Source organism: Candidatus Uabimicrobium helgolandensis, from assembly GCF_041508025.1.
Classification (GTDB): domain Bacteria; phylum Planctomycetota; class Uabimicrobiia; order Uabimicrobiales; family Uabimicrobiaceae; genus Uabimicrobium; species Uabimicrobium helgolandensis.
On the sequence record NZ_CP165719.1, the window covers coordinates 6,294,113 to 6,309,513 of the forward strand.

Sequence of the window (15,401 nt, forward strand, 5' to 3'; positions counted from 1 at the left end):
CCTTTATTTTTTAGCTGCTATTTTTTGTAGGGTGAGTGAAATAAATCGGGAAATATCTTTACTTTGTGATCCTAATTTTTGAGCAGTTCTAAAGCTTGCAAGTGCCTGTTTATAATTTTGTAAATTGTACAATATCATGCCTTTTACTTCGTGTATTTCTGGGATATTTTTAATTCGCATTTCTAAGCGTTCTATATTATCTAGCGCTAGTTGGTAACGTTTTGCACGATTCAAAATGCGAGATAATTGAATGCGATATTTAGCGTTATTAGGTTTTAAAAGTATACATATTTGTGCATCGCGCATCGCTGATGGCAAATCCTCTTTATCAAGATAAACATTCGAGCGATTGTTATATACATCTACAATAACGGGATTTAATTTTTGCGCCATATTGTAATCAGCTATCGCGCGTTCGTAATTTCTCAACCGTCGAAACAAAGCTCCGCGTTGTATATAAGTACGTGCACTTGCTTTATTATTTGCAACTACTTTGTTGTAGTCGCTAAGCGCTTCCTGATAATTGCCTTGTAAAAGGTATATATCGGCACGCGTTTCACTACTTTCATAGTCTTGCGGATTCAATTTAATAGCAGTGTTAAAATCTTGAAGTGCTTTTAGAAAATTCTTCTGTGAAAAATAAGCATGTCCCCGCAACATATGGAAAAAATAGTTAGGAGAAAATTTTTCAATGGCACTGGTATACTCGCGAACTGCTTGTGGAAATTGTTTTAATTTTGTATACGCTTGGCCCTTGAGAATTAAATATTCGGAAACATTGTTTTGTATAGAACCAGCCCTTTCAAAATTTTCTATTGCTTGAACATAGTCTTTCATTTTTTCGAAAATCTTTCCGCGGCGAATATAAAATTCATATGAGTTAAGATTTTGTTTCATTGCACGATTAATATAAAGAAGAGCTTTGTTATAATCGCCTCCCAAGTAATAAACTCTTGCTGATATATCGTTTATCTGAATACTTTTTTTAGAAAAAGTACTTTGTAGTTCTTCAATCGCTTTTTCTGTCTTACCCATTTGTGCAAGAAGCATTATACTTTTTACTTTGTAATCGTAATTTTTTTTATTCAGTTGGCGATTTTGAAAGAGAATGATTGAAAAAAATGCCGTAAACAAAAATAACACAATAGTAACCGATATACAAAAAACGCGATTGCGCACAAAAAAGTTGCGAAAAGCGTCCCAGCTAGTATACTTTTTCGCAGTAATTGGTCGGCCATTTTCTAAATTTTGCAGGTCGGTAAAAAACTCTTTGCAATTTCGATAACGTTTTTTTGATTCTTTTTCTAAACATTTTAAACAAATAGCTTCTAAATACGGTGAAATTGTTGGATCAATTTCGCGCGGACGTATAGGACGGTGATTGGCAACTTGAAAAAGCACATTGTAATTTGAGTCTCCTTGAAAAGGAGGACGTGATGTCAACATTTCATACATTGTCGCTCCTAAAGAGTAAACTTCGCTCTTCACAGAAGTTTTTCCTGCTATTTGTTCTGGAGCTACATAGTTTGGCGTTCCTTGGAAAATTCCGTGGGTTGTCAAATTACCTGTAGAACGCGAACGTGCTAAACCAAAATCGGTAATTTTAGGCACTAATTCTTCGGTTATAATAATATTCTGAGGCTTAATATCTCGGTGTAAAATATTCTTTTTATGAGCGTAAGACAGTGCTTGGCATAGCAAAATTAGTATATCAATAATATTTTTTTCTTTAAGCGCTTCGCGATTTTGTAACAATTTTGATAAAGCTATGCCTTCAACATACTCCATAACAAAAAAAGGACGAGGTTCGTAATTTATTTCATAGAAACGTACGATATTTGCGTGTTCCAACTGTGCCATACACGAGGCTTCATCAAGGAGTTTTTGTACAGTATTGCTATTTTTATCCAAAAGAATTTTAACGGCAACAACTCTCTTTGTCTCGAGATCTTGCGCTTGATAAATAACACCCATGCCTCCTTGACCAAGCAGTGGCCCTAGTTTATACTTACCTAACTGATGATTATTAGTGATAATAAAATTTTGGATTTCTGCGCTAGGAGAAATAGATCGTGGAACTTGTTTTGGAAATGGCTTCGTTTCGTCCATGCAATACTCTCCTTTTATAAAAATTTAAGTTAGGGCGTGTTAACACGCCCTATAGAGTACAAAGAACAACTAAATATTGTACTTTTAGAACAAAAAGCTAACCCCATTCTTAAGGAAGACCTTTAGTAATTTTATAAACGCCAAATAACACCACTACCATAGCTGCAAAAGCAAAATTCAACATAGTTTTATAACGAACAAGATCGTCTTTTTCACCTTTTTTGGCTTTTACAGAACCAATATGTACAAGTGCTACAGCAAGTAGCATTATTGTAGGATGCTCCCAGCTTCTTTCAGGATCAGCACCTTTCCAACGTTCTCCCACAAACCATAAAGCTAAACCAATGAGAACCTGGATGTCGATCATGATCACAAATAATAACGAACTAACACGTCCTAAAGGACGCCATTTTTTTTGGCTAAAAAGCCCAATAACAAGAGATACAATAGCAATAGCAGCAAACATAAATATCATATAGCGCCAATGCTGGTGTGATTTATATAAAATTGTGTAAACTCGTTCCATGAATTTTCCTTTTAAAAGAGTTGTTGTATCGCAAGAATAAATGATTACATTACACAAATCAAGTATTTTGTAACTGTGGCAAAGAATTTCTTATTGATTCTTTTCCCACTTAATTATGTAACATCCAAAGATTGAAAAATTCTTCTCAAGTAAAAACTTGGGGATTGGGCTCGGAAGCGGCTAACATAAACGCATTTTTCAAGGAACTTTGTTATGAAAAATATAATTATTATAACTTTTTTAATTTTCTCAGTAAAAATATTGGCTCTTCCTGGCCTAGGTCCTATCCCTCAAACAACTCATGATCTATCTTTTTCATTAAAAGGCAGATGTTTTGGCATACAAGTAAAAAAATACAACCATGATACAGGCATGGGAAAAATCCACATTTATTTTGCCACAAATTACCCAATATGTGTAGTAGAACCAATTTGGTTCTTTTCATTCACTTTTATTTTTATAATGGTTCTAATTTTGTTTTTTTTAACGATATGTGATCTATGTAGCAGAAAGATTGAAAAAGATTAAAAAATTAGAATCAAATAATAATACCCCTTCAACTTGCTGGCCTAAAATAGGTCAACACATTTTTATTATTGACAAACACCGTGCGCAATGCATTAATATCGTTGGGGTTGGAGGTGTCAAGTCTTGTGTTATACAAATCAAGTAATTTAGTGGAAATTGATAGGAGAATAACAATGAAACTTTACCAATTTGCTATTTCGCATTATTGTGAAAAAATTAGATGGGCCCTAGACTATAAAAAATTGGATTATGAACTTGTGAATCTTGTACCTGGTTTACATACTTTAACGACGCGTAAGATGGTTTCTCAAACTCATCTTCCTATTCTTGTTGATGAAGGTAAGGTTATTCAAAATTCTAGTAGCATTCTCGATTATTTAGACGAAAAATATCCAAAACATTCTCTTCTTTCTGATAAATTAGATGAAGTACGCAGCTGGGAAAAATATGCTGATGAGCAGATTGGAATCAATTTACGCCGTTATTTTTACGCTCATTTACTTAAACATAAAAATATTGTTGCTCCGATGTTATCGTCAGGAGTCTCACCGATAAAAAAAACAATTTTTTCTGTTATGTTTCCCAAGGTTCGTAAAGTTATGCGTCAGCGTATGAATATTAATGACGAAACAGGTTTGGAATCAAAAAAGCAACTTATCAAAGCTATAGACAAGGTTGGCAGCCATCTTGAAAACCGCGACTTTATGGTGGGAAACAGTTTTAGTCGCGCAGATCTCACCGTCGCTGCATTACTGGCTCCTATTTACCAACCTCAAGGTTATGGACTTAAATGGCCTTTGCAAATTCCCGATGACTTGCAAAGATTTCGCGATGAGCATATGTCTAAAATTTTATGGGTAAACAAAATATATGAAAACTATAGATAATTTTTATATACATTAAAGGTAGAAAAAATTGAAATGTGCATTTTTAACATGTGAAGATCTTCCAAATATGATTGACGAAGAACTCGCTCTTATAAAATTGTTAGCGAAAAAAAATATTGATGTAGACATTGTTATTTGGAGTCAAAAAACAAATTGGAGTTCTTATGAGTGTGTTGTAATACGTACTACATGGGATTACTATTTGCAGAGTGACTTATTTCTTGGTGTTTTACAAGAAATAGCAGATAGCGGATGTCGTTTATTTAACACACTCGACATTGTAAGATGGAATACAAATAAAAATTATTTGATTGATCTACAACAAAAAGGGATTCCTGTAATTCCTACAAAAATAATAGCTTCACAACAAGAAAGACGTACACTGTTTTCGCTATGGAAAACAAATAAAGTAGTGATTAAACCAACAATCAGTGCAGGAGCTTACCATACCTACTTGGTCGAAGAAAATCAAAAGATAGAGATACCAGATTTACCTGTTTTTTATATGGCGCAACCTTTTTGCGAAAGTGTTGTTAGCGAAGGTGAGTGGTCATTTATGTTTTTTGGCGGTCAATTTAGTCATGCTATAATTAAACGCCCTCAAAAAAACGATTTTCGCGTTCAAGAAGAACATGGTGGTAGTGTTTTGTTGGTAAAACCAGAAGCAGCTGACTTAGAGCAGGCTACAAAAGTAATAGAGTCGATTCCTATACAATTGTATGCGCGTGTTGATATGATAAGATATGAGCACAAACTACATCTAGTTGAATTAGAACTCATTGAGCCACAATTGTATTTTCAAAACTCCACTGCTGCGCTTTCGTCATTTGTTGAAGCTTTTTGTAATTTATCTAGGAAATAATAATGATAAAAATACCACACACACGAGGAATTTTTTGTAACAGAACTCTCAATCTTCGTGCAATACCTGTTATTGGGTACGACATGGACTACACTCTCGTCCATTATAAAGTGGATGCTTGGGAAGGTTTAGCATACGAATACATAAAAAAATACCTAGAAAGAGATGGCTGGCCTGTTGAAGATCTGGTTTTTGATCCTAGTATCTTTATTCGTGGTCTTGTCATCGATAGAGAATTAGGTAATATCGTAAAAGTAAATCGCTTTGGTTATGTTAAAGCTGCTTACCATGGGACCCATCGTTTGGATTTCGAAAAAATGCGTGAAGTGTACAGCCGCACGATTATCGATCTGGCAGACACACGCTATGCTTTTCTCAATACATTATTTTCTATTTCTGAAGCGTGTATATTTTCGCAACTTGTTGACCTACTTGATCGTGGGAAAATATCGGGGATCATTGGTTATCATGATCTAGCTCTTCGCATTCGTACAGTTCTAGATCAAGCGCATTTAGAAGGCGAGCTTAAAAATGAAATCATGGCAAATCCTGAGAAATTTGTAGAATTAGATCCAGATTTGCCACTAACGCTTCTTGATCAAAAACATGCCGGAAAGAAATTGTTACTTATCACAAATTCTGGCTGGATATATAGTAAGTTTATGATGTCGTACATCTGCGATCGTTATTTACCAAAAGGGATGGACTGGAGAGATCTATTTGATCTCATTGTTGTTTCGGCGCGAAAACCTAGTTTTTTCGTTGATAAGCCCCCAATGTTTGAAATTGTCGATGAAGACGGCCTTTTACAGCCTGTTATTGGAGAAATTAAAAAGAAAGGTTGTTATCTTGGTGGTAATGCGGCGATGATCGAAAGATATCTAGGCGTGTCTGGAGAACAAATTCTCTACGTTGGTGATCATTTATTTTGCGATGTAAGTATTTCAAAAGACGTGCTTCGTTGGCGAACAGCCCTTATTATTCGTGAACTTGAGCAGGAGCTTGAGGCAATTGAAAACGCGCGAGCAGATCATCGTCAAATACGTAAAATGATGCAAGAAAAAGAAGAACTGGAAGCACAGATAAGGCATTACCAACTTATTTTACAACGTCGCGAGAATAAGTACGCGAGTAAGGTAAAAGAAGATCCTGCAATGATAAAAGCACAACTACGTGGGCTTCGTGACGATTTACACGAGTTAGACGTTCAAATTGGCGAATTAAATGTACGCGATAGCAAGCGCTTTAATAATAACTGGAGCTATTTGATGCGTACAGGAAATGACAAAAGTAAGTTTACACGCCAGGTCGAGCGCTATGCCGATATATATACTTCTCGCGTTTCTAACTTACTGTATTATACACCTTTTATGTATTTTCGTTCACCACGCGGAAGTATACCTCATGATCCAGTATTCTACCCTGAAGATTTGAAAGATTAAGTTCTATGAAAGCGTATACAAAAGAACAAGTAAGAGAACTAGATCGCGTTGCCATAGAGGAGTATCAAATTCCAAGTATTGTTCTAATGGAGAACGCTGGTGTAGGTGCCACGCGCATTATTTTAAAAGAAATCGCGACGCAAAAAAACGTTGCTATTTTTTGCGGAAAAGGCAATAATGGCGGAGATGGTTTTGTAATCGCACGTCACTTACACAATAACAATGTGCAAGTCCATGTGTTTTTTTTAGGCAAAGTAAATGAGATAGCTACTAACAGTGATCCAGGTATTAATTTACGCATATTACACAATATGAAAATCCCCATTACTGAAGTAAGTAGCGCACAAGATTTACATGAGCATAACAACACACTGCAAAATTGCGATTACCTTGTAGACGCCATATTTGGAACCGGTCTTTGTCGTAAAATCACAGGAAATATGCTTGAGATCATAAGTGAAATTAAATCGTGGCGAAAGAAAACAATTGCTATTGATACTCCCTCAGGACTAGATTGCAACAGTGGTGAAATTCTCGGTGAAGTACTGCCAGCGAAAATAACGATTACTTTTGCGCTGCCTAAACGAGGTTTTTTTGATAAAGACGGACCAAGTGTAACAGGAAATATCGAAGTTGTTGATATTTCTATACCAAAAGAGTTAGTTGAAAAACTATAGGAGTAATATATGAAAATATTGATTTGTGATGCCTTTGATTCCTCATTACCTGAAAAATTAGCCAAATACGGCGAAGTTTTTTCTGATAAAGAACGTCTAGCCGAAGCCAATATTGCTCTTATTCGCAGCAAAACAAAAAGCACAAAAGAGTGGATCGATAAAGCCCCAGAGTTGAAAATGATTATTCGCGGAGGTGTAGGGCTTGACAATGTCGATCTTGATTATGCTAAACAAAAAGGCATTCGTGTCGACAATACTCCGGAAGCTTCTAGTATTGCTGTTGCAGAAATGGCGTTTGCAATGATGATTGCCATGCCTTGCCGTTTAACAAAAGCGCATAATGGTATGGTTGCAGGAGAGTGGTTAAAAAAACAGTGTAAGAGAACAGAGTTGTGTAACAAAACTTTGGGACTAGTTGGATACGGACGTATTGCAAAAGAACTAGCGAAAAGAGCAGCGGCTTTTTCGATGAATGTCATTGCTTATAAAAGAACAGCTGCTACTTGCGAATATGCGCAAATGAAGTCACTAGAAGAAGTGCTAACGCAATCTGATTTTATTAGTCTTCATACACCACTAAATGATGAATCGCGTGGTCTCGTGAACAGCGAGTCAATCAAAAAAATGAAAAAGGGTGTCTACGTAATCAATACTGGTCGCGGTGAATGTATTGTCGAAAAAGACGTTTGTGAAGCGCTTAATTCGGGACATATTGCAGGATATGCCGCTGATGTTTGGGAGAAAGAACCTCCTGAAGACAGAACTCTGGTTGAAACAACAGGCTGTTTAGCGACGCCACACATAGCATCATCCACTACCGAAAATTTACTGCGTATAGGTGAAATCATCGAGCAAAAAATAGCAAATTTTGTTAAATAGAGCGCGGAAACGCTTTGTTTTTAATTTTAGTTTTTTGTAAAAAACGGAGGTCTTAATGAGACAATTTATTTTTTTACTGTTGTGTATTGGATTTACATTTGCACACATGGATCTACAATACACAGATCGCTTTACTTCAGAAAAAATGACACGCTGTGAATGTGAAGGTGTAGCTTCGATAAAGAGCTTTATGGCACTTATAGAAGAAAATGAAGGAACTCTTACTTCTGCAGAGATCACAGCACGTACTTATTTCAATGCTATTTCTGTTAACTTTTATGCTGATGTACCAGAAGGTGCCTCTCTACAATTTGAAGTAAGTGCAAGAGATAACAGTTACAATTGGAGTGAATGGCGCGCCGTGCAAAATTCAGAAGGTGATATTCACTTTGATAATTCACATGACACTTATCGTTACCGCGTAGTATTTACTCGTAGTGCTGATGGACACTCTCCTAAATTGCACGAAGTACAAATTAGCTACGACTATGTTGTTCCTATGATGTTACAAGAAGAAACAATTGTACAACAGCAAAGTCGCGGTGTTCGCAAACCAAGTATCATTTCTCGTAGTGATTGGGGAGCGCGTCAACCTAAAAAAGGCTATAGTTACCACAGTCCACGCAAACTTACAATCCACCACACTTATCGTCCCCTAGCTTCTAATTTCAAGGGCTCATCTACTATCCGTGGTATCCAAAACTATCATATGGATAACAACGGTTGGTCTGACATTGGCTACCATTTTCTTATTGGTACTTATAGTTCTGGGTCAACGGTTATTTATCAAGGACGTCCAGAAAATGTTATTGGTGCGCACACAGGTGGTGCCAATACTAATAATGTTGGTGTAAACCTTATCGGTGACTACGATATGGAAAATGTACATCCAAATGGCTACAAGGCAATGATTAGTACTTTGGCATGGTTGTGCGACAAATACGGAATCAGCTCTAACAGTATTTACGGACATAAAGATTTTTCAAGTACACTTTGTCCAGGAAGAGGTCTATACGATATTCTTCCACAAATTCGTCGCGATGTGGCAAATCACATAGCGCGCGGTGGCGAGACAGAGCAACTAGACAGTGCAGCAACAGGTACTTTAATAGGAGCTGTTTACGACAGTAATAAAGGATCTAGTGCGCGTCTTGGCGGTGCAACAGTTACCTTAAGTAGTGGCACAAAACAAACCACAGGCAGCGACGGAATTTTTCGCTTTCAAGTATCTCCTGGTACTTACAGTTATACAGTAAGCAAGTCTGGCTATAAATCAAATAGTTCTTCGCGCGCAGTTGGTTCTGGAGAAACAGTATGGGGATCTTTGGGCCTATCAGGTGGTAGTGGTTCCCCATCAAAAAGTCTAAGTGGATCACACTGGGTTAAATTTTTCCCACCAAGCCGTCAAATCAAAGACCTAAAAGATCCATTTCGCGGTAATATGACTCGTTTCTACAATGCTCTAAGAAGCGCAGGCGCGAATGTTTCTATTTCGAACACTCTACGCCCACCACAAAGAGCATTCCTAATGCACTGGGCTTATCGTATTGCCAAAGAAGGCTACAACCCGCGCAGCGTTCCTGCAAAATCAGGAGTAAATATTGAGTGGTGGCACGGCTCGACAAGTAAGTCTGTCTCAGCAGCAAGAGCAATGGTCAGTTCTTACGGAATTGTTTATCGTCCAGCTCTGTCCTCAAATCACATCCGTGGCGATGCTATTGACATGTCCGTTACTTGGAGTGGCACACTAAAGATAAAAGACGCTAACGGTCGCACAGTTTCGATAGGATCTCCACGTTCGGGAGCTTCTAACAGAACGTTGTGGAGTGTTGGTAAAACTTATGGAGTATTAAAACTAGCAAGCGATGCACCTCACTGGTCGCGAAACGGTCGCTAATATTGATATATGGTCCTGGAGTTTTAACTCCAGGGCTATTAACACACCTAATTTTCTTCTTTTATTACAAATCTATAAACCTCAAAATTTATTTCAAGCAAATTCAGTCAATTTGTTATAAGATTATAAAAATAGAAACTCTCATAATCAATGACGGTCAAAGAATGAATTTCTTATTTTAACGCGATCTATTTTCTGCATTAGTAATTAGCAAACACATCCATTACAATTTTATTCGTCGACAGATTTCCAGAGAAAAATTAAATATACTACTGCAATATTATTTTTGTTCTAATTTTAAATTTGCTAACTCTAAAAACTGTCGACTTTATCATTACGGTAAAGGAGAAAATATGAAAAAAAATAACGGATTTACACTTGTTGAAATTCTTGCGATTATAATCATGTTAAGCGTTTTAGTAGCTATGCTATTACCAGCATTGAACCAAGTAAGCGAAAAAACAGATGCTCGGGGACGCTGTAAACCAAATTTATCACAAATAGGCAAAGGCTTGGCTGTGTATCTCTTAGACTTGGGAAAACAAGTTTACTATCCTCAGCGCAATGGACAAGGTTTTATTGCAGAATTATACAGAGAAAGAATACTTCTTGAACCTACTGTATATTTGTGTCCAAGTACTGCGGATACCAATAGAGAATGTGAAATTCAAGAAGGAAGAAGCGGACGTTTTACTAAGAGTCTAGCTAATGCTCCTGATTCAGGTACTACATCAGGACCTATTAGTTATGCTGGACGTTTAAATAAAGAACAGAGTGTGTACCCTGGTATTTTTCGTCCAGCAGAAGATACAACAACAACGCCTATTGTCGGGGATGATTTAGGGGATTCTCATAATCATGAAAATGGACAAGTAATGCAATTTTTATTTTTAGATCTACATGTTGACCATATACGTAGACCTAACAGTAATTTTTCAGATATGTTTTCTGTACTTGGCAACTAACGTTATATTAACTGTACACGAAATCTTCCAAAAAAGTTTCAGTGCGTTTCCAAAAAAGCTTGACTCCTTTTTTAGATAAAACACGCTAACGGTTACACTACAAACATTGGTAAAACTTACGAAGTATTAAAACTAGTAAGTGATGCACCTCACTGGTCACTAGACGGTAACTAATATTGAAATAATAGCCCTGGATTTAGAAATCCAGGGCTATTGACACTTCTTTTATTACAAAACTATAAACCTAAAAATTTACTTCGAGTGAAATAATTATCCTTTTAAAAAACGTACCTAAAATTTTTGTTTCAAGGCTAGGATATTTTCTTACAAAATTTCTTCTTTTTAAAATCAATACAATCTGATAAGCTAACTTAAGTTGCGACCTAAAAATAACAAGAAAAAGTGAAAGCGAGAACAAAAAGGACAACTTTTAACTCAAATCCATAAGAGGTAACAGCATGAATTTTCTTTGGAAAAAAAGAAGTGATCTGACTAAAAAGTTTCGTCCTTTTTCAAAGTTGCCAGAAAAGTAGAGCATAGAAACTAATGCTGTTGTCATAATTTCTGAATTAGTCATTTTAACTTGAGGATCTTCTACAATCTTGAGTGCTTGTGTTATCTCATTACATATACAGAAAACAATTATAATTTCTTTTTCCATGACTTTCTCCTTCTTATTTTTCCTACTTTAAGAGAAGAGTCGTTATAACAGTATAAAAAAACGATGTGTGCAATTCGATTTTTGAGGTTCGTGGTCGTGGATCGATATTCCATGTGCGAAAATTAGACTATTAACTTTGAAAGCATACAAATTATTCGATAGAGTAGTTTTTTGATTTTCTCTTTTTCTTTTGAGTCTATTATTTGGGCTATCTTGGCAACATCAAATACTGCACTACATTTATTTGCTGATGCTCTTGCTATAGAGAAAAACCTTGCTTTCTCTTCTTTGCTAAATTTGGCATTGCCTTCTGCTATATTAAGAGGGACTCAAGGCGATGCTCTTTTTAGCTGATCCTTTAAATAGCTGTAACCTGATGGCATTTTCTCCATCACATTAAATGTTTCTTTTGTATATTCTAGTGATACTTGATATACATCTAATTTTTCATGATTAAAATTCATTGCATTACCCTTACTTCGTGCCATGTGCCACGATTGCGTCTCACGAGATTCGAACCGCGCACATCGAATTTGTAAGAGTAATTATACCAGACTATACGACAACTTTTATAGGTCGCAACTTGGGTTAAGCTAATTATTATATTTATACATAATCGCAACTTATTACTAAAAAAATACAACCAACTTGACAATCTAGCGTGTGTACAAGACATACAAAGCAGTAAATGTGCCAAACATTGAGTATGTCTTTATAAATTAATATTCTTAGGCATCTCATTTCGGTTTGGCAATTGTTTTTTATTAGACATATGCTAGAAAGCCAGAAATGAAATCACAAATACGAAAAAGAATTGAAGCCGTTAAAAAAAATCGAAGTCAAGAACTGAATTTATGTGACTTCAACCTAACTACATTTCCACTGGAAATTTGTAATCTCCATAATTTATCACACCTACATATTGGCAACAATAAAATCACTCAATTACCACAACAAATCGGTAGACTTAGAAACCTTGTTTATTTGTATTTGGGCAGAAATCAGTTAACGACATTGCCGCGAGAATTTACTAGCCTCTCCAAACTTCGAGAATTATATTTAGGCTGGAATAAATTTGCCACTATTCCAAAAGAAATTCATCAACTTCAAAATCTTGAAGAACTATATATTTACTATAATCAAATCTCGAAATTATCTGGGAATATTGCGCAACTATCTACACTCAAAGATTTACGAGTAGGTGGCAATAAAATTACTTCATTACCAGATGAATTATGGAAAATGACGCATCTTGAAGCGCTGGATTTGGGAAACAATCTTCTTAAAGTGATACCAAGAGAAATTGGGCAATTGCGAAATCTCAATTACTTAGATTTAGCGATGAATCAGATGACCAATCTACCTGAAGAATTAAAACATTTACAAAACCTTAAAGAACTTTATCTGGAAGATAATCCCAATTTACATCTCCCAACCAAAGCACTACATTCTCTTCTTGGCAAATTGAAAAAATTACGTTTTTAATAAAAAAAGAAAATGCCAAGCCTTCGCGGACAGATTAACTTATTAATAAAGTTTGAAATAGAGAATTAGTAAAATAAATTTACCTCATCTATCGATTGTGCAAACAGTGTTTGCACAATTGGAAACAAAGTGAATAGCAACGCATACAAAGTTCACAATAAAACAATTCAAACAACATAAAAAATGGAGATTGCTGTGGTTCTTAATGCATCACAAATCGATATAATCGAAAAAGAAAGTGCTTGTCTCATCGAAGATATGAAGGATGCTGTGTGTTTCTTCGAATGTATTATTCCGCATATTTCGCGTTCTGTGTTCATTGAAAAAATAGAAGAATATACTTCTCAAGTTAAAAATAATGAGTTTAGCGGAGGATATATATTAGGAAAAGAAGATCTTGATTGTTTTCTTGATGGAGACATTCTAACTCTTTCCTCTACTCACAAGGTAGATCACGAGTCTCATCCATTCTTTTTCCAATTTATATTTGACTGGGTAGACGATAAAAAAACGCTCATAGATTTAGATGTTATCTGCTATAGAGAAGGAATATTAATTGAAGGCAAAGAAAAAGAACGCTTTGTAGAGTGTCTGCGCTATATACACAAAATAAAACAACTATTTGCAGGAAAAGCTCTTTATTGGACCTGATAGTTGCGATTCAATTTTATGGCCCGACAAGATACCTGATCATTGGACAAGAATTGAATAATCAGCATTTCTTTAGAACTTATTTCTCCCATATTCGCGAGTCAAAATTCTTCTAGTAGTCAATAAACCTAATGATTATTTAAGAGAATGCGAAACGGCATTACTGGAAAGCTCAAATTTCGTCTGACACTTTTTTTAAAAGTATACCATCATTCCTGTTACAAGTTCTCAATACAGTAATTGTAAAATTTCGTCTGACCTCTTTTTTGAAAAGCTCTGTCCTTTTTTTTGAATTTCCAGCAATTTGCACAATCTTGTTCAATACAGTATACTTAATAATACATTTTTTGAGTTTTTTCATTTATGTAGGAGTCATTTAAATGCGAATTGCTATAGATATAAATCATACAATTACCCATGCTCCCGAATTCTTTTCTCTTTTTACCCGCCTTATGAAAGCAGAAATTATCATTGTTACTTGCAGAGATAGTCTAGAGGAAGCACAACTAGCTCTTCAAGATTGCCAGGTACGTTATGATAGAATTATCATACCCAATGATTCCGAGTTAGGGCGCAAAAAAGACCAAAATTTAAGTGAATGGAAAGCGCACGTAATCGAGCAAATAAAAGCTGATGTATTCTTTGACGATACGCCAGAAATAATAGCTCTCATAAAACCCCCAACTAAAGTTTTTATGGTTATTGACGAAGTAATGCAGGGGTGGATTCAAGACAATCTTTCGCGTTCTTAACAAGCAACTCTATTATTAAATTTTTGCAATTCAGTGAGCCTAAAATTTCGATATTAAATAATATTCAACTCTGACCTTTTTTTCTTTGTATTCACTAAAAAGGATCAATTCGTATAATAACGATGAATAAAAAATTTATGTTGCTTTGAAAACCAAGTAAAAGATACGATATATTTCATCATTCTCATCGTCGTACAAATCCAATGGTAAGTAGATAGGATAGATAAGTAATTATCTGTTCTATCGTGCCGATATGATAAGCTAGCATTTTCAAAATACCACTTGTATTAATTAGAGCTTCGAGATCCAAAAATTAAATCTGACATCAGAATAAGAAGAAGCCTATTTGAGGAAACATTTATGTCAAAGCAAAAATCACAAAAGAGTCTAGACGAAATAGAAAAGTATACAATCGGACATTACGATTACCATGCAAAATCATTTTGGTTGGGGACCAAAGATCACGACGTAAGCCAAAATATAGAAGCTTTTTTACAAGCTATGCCAAAAAATAAAACTTTAGATATTTTGGATTTGGGATGTGGCCCAGGTAGGGATGTTTATACTTTTAAATCCCTAGGACATAATCCTACTGGACTAGATGGGAGCAAAGAGTTTTGTTTAATTGCGCAAAAATACACTAATTGCCCTGTTTTACACCAGAGCTTTTTAAAACTGAATCTTAACAAAAGCTCTTTTGATGGTATTTTTGCCAACGCTTCATTGTTTCATATACCAAGCCAAGAGCTGCACAGAGTTCTGTGTGATTTACACCAAACCTTGCGACCTAATGGAGTACTCTTTTCTTCAAATCCAAGAGGTAATGCAGAAGGATGGCAAGAACAACGATATGGTCACTACATGGAATATGAAACCAGCAAAAATTACCTCAACAAAGCAGGCTTTGAAATCATTCACCATTACTATCGACCCAGTGGACAACCAAGAGAAAGGCAACCATGGTTAGCCGTTGTTAGTCAGCGTAAAAACTAAATACAAATCAATTTACTTTATCCACTTACAGAGATAAACCATTTTAACCGATTGCGAAAATATTCTTTTGGGTATATGAAAAACAAA

17 protein-coding genes are annotated in these 15,401 nt (G+C 35.6%); 12 read left to right on the top strand and 5 right to left on the bottom strand.

All coding sequences use genetic code 11. The annotated features are described in order from the left end of the window. Positions 1 to 3 precede the first annotated feature (3 nt). The gene (locus UABHE_RS23385; protein ID WP_372365714.1) at positions 4 to 2,109 is read right to left on the bottom strand and encodes a protein kinase; all 2,106 of its coding nucleotides are present in this window, start codon (positions 2,107 to 2,109) and stop codon (positions 4 to 6) included. Between the two features lie 109 nt (positions 2,110 to 2,218). Next, positions 2,219 to 2,635, bottom strand: coding sequence for a hypothetical protein (locus UABHE_RS23390; protein WP_372365715.1), 417 nt, complete (start codon positions 2,633 to 2,635; stop codon positions 2,219 to 2,221). A 213-nt stretch (positions 2,636 to 2,848) separates the two neighbouring features. Between UABHE_RS23390 and UABHE_RS23395 the strand changes: the two genes are divergently transcribed. The 8 genes from UABHE_RS23395 to UABHE_RS23430 all read left to right on the top strand — a co-directional run bounded on the left by UABHE_RS23395 (position 2,849) and on the right by UABHE_RS23430 (position 10,772). Further along, the gene (locus tag UABHE_RS23395; protein WP_372365716.1) at positions 2,849 to 3,163 is read left to right on the top strand and encodes a hypothetical protein; all 315 of its coding nucleotides are present in this window, start codon (positions 2,849 to 2,851) and stop codon (positions 3,161 to 3,163) included. Between the two features lie 173 nt (positions 3,164 to 3,336). Continuing rightward, positions 3,337 to 4,050, top strand: coding sequence for a glutathione S-transferase family protein (locus tag UABHE_RS23400; protein WP_372365717.1), 714 nt, complete (start codon positions 3,337 to 3,339; stop codon positions 4,048 to 4,050). A gap of 28 nt (positions 4,051 to 4,078) precedes the next feature. Then, on the top strand, positions 4,079 to 4,912 hold the full coding sequence (locus UABHE_RS23405) for a RimK family alpha-L-glutamate ligase (RefSeq protein WP_372365718.1): 834 nt from the start codon (positions 4,079 to 4,081) through the stop codon (positions 4,910 to 4,912). Positions 4,913 to 4,914: 2 nt separating this feature from the next. Next, positions 4,915 to 6,354, top strand: coding sequence for an HAD-IG family 5'-nucleotidase (locus tag UABHE_RS23410; protein WP_372365719.1), 1,440 nt, complete (start codon positions 4,915 to 4,917; stop codon positions 6,352 to 6,354). Between the two features lie 5 nt (positions 6,355 to 6,359). Beyond that, entirely contained in the window at positions 6,360 to 7,031 is a 672-nt protein-coding gene (locus UABHE_RS23415; protein WP_372365720.1) for an NAD(P)H-hydrate epimerase, read from the top strand. 9 nt (positions 7,032 to 7,040) lie between these two features. Continuing rightward, entirely contained in the window at positions 7,041 to 7,910 is an 870-nt protein-coding gene (locus UABHE_RS23420; RefSeq protein ID WP_372365721.1) for an NAD(P)-dependent oxidoreductase, read from the top strand. 55 nt (positions 7,911 to 7,965) lie between these two features. After that, positions 7,966 to 9,807, top strand: a complete 1,842-nt coding sequence (locus UABHE_RS23425) for an N-acetylmuramoyl-L-alanine amidase (RefSeq protein WP_372365722.1) — start codon at positions 7,966 to 7,968, stop codon at positions 9,805 to 9,807. 353 nt (positions 9,808 to 10,160) lie between these two features. After that, positions 10,161 to 10,772, top strand: coding sequence for a type II secretion system protein (locus tag UABHE_RS23430; protein ID WP_372365723.1), 612 nt, complete (start codon positions 10,161 to 10,163; stop codon positions 10,770 to 10,772). Between the two features lie 430 nt (positions 10,773 to 11,202). Here the strand turns inward: UABHE_RS23430 and UABHE_RS23435 are convergent, their stop codons facing one another. The 3 genes from UABHE_RS23435 to UABHE_RS23445 form a co-directional block, all read right to left on the bottom strand. Further along, complete coding sequence (locus UABHE_RS23435; protein WP_372365724.1) at positions 11,203 to 11,433, bottom strand: hypothetical protein; 231 nt, start codon at positions 11,431 to 11,433, stop codon at positions 11,203 to 11,205. 122 nt (positions 11,434 to 11,555) lie between these two features. Then, positions 11,556 to 11,750 carry a four helix bundle protein gene (locus UABHE_RS23440; RefSeq protein ID WP_372371671.1) on the bottom strand — a complete coding sequence of 65 codons (195 nt, stop codon included), beginning with the start codon at positions 11,748 to 11,750 and terminating at the stop codon, positions 11,556 to 11,558. Between the two features lie 12 nt (positions 11,751 to 11,762). Then, positions 11,763 to 11,897: a hypothetical protein gene (locus UABHE_RS23445; protein WP_372364459.1), complete on the bottom strand. Its 135-nt coding sequence runs from the start codon at positions 11,895 to 11,897 to the stop codon at positions 11,763 to 11,765. 325 nt (positions 11,898 to 12,222) lie between these two features. Here UABHE_RS23445 and UABHE_RS23450 point away from each other — a divergent pair, with 325 nt between their 5' ends. From UABHE_RS23450 to UABHE_RS23465, 4 genes are all read left to right on the top strand, one after another. Beyond that, positions 12,223 to 12,918 (top strand): leucine-rich repeat domain-containing protein, encoded by a 696-nt coding sequence (locus UABHE_RS23450; RefSeq protein ID WP_372365725.1) that lies wholly within the window; start codon positions 12,223 to 12,225, stop codon positions 12,916 to 12,918. A 195-nt stretch (positions 12,919 to 13,113) separates the two neighbouring features. Further along, positions 13,114 to 13,569 (top strand): hypothetical protein, encoded by a 456-nt coding sequence (locus UABHE_RS23455; RefSeq protein ID WP_372365726.1) that lies wholly within the window; start codon positions 13,114 to 13,116, stop codon positions 13,567 to 13,569. Positions 13,570 to 13,949: 380 nt separating this feature from the next. Further along, complete coding sequence (locus UABHE_RS23460; protein WP_372365727.1) at positions 13,950 to 14,321, top strand: hypothetical protein; 372 nt, start codon at positions 13,950 to 13,952, stop codon at positions 14,319 to 14,321. Between the two features lie 360 nt (positions 14,322 to 14,681). Beyond that, entirely contained in the window at positions 14,682 to 15,314 is a 633-nt protein-coding gene (locus UABHE_RS23465; protein WP_372365728.1) for a class I SAM-dependent methyltransferase, read from the top strand. The last annotated feature ends 87 nt before the right edge of the window (positions 15,315 to 15,401 follow it).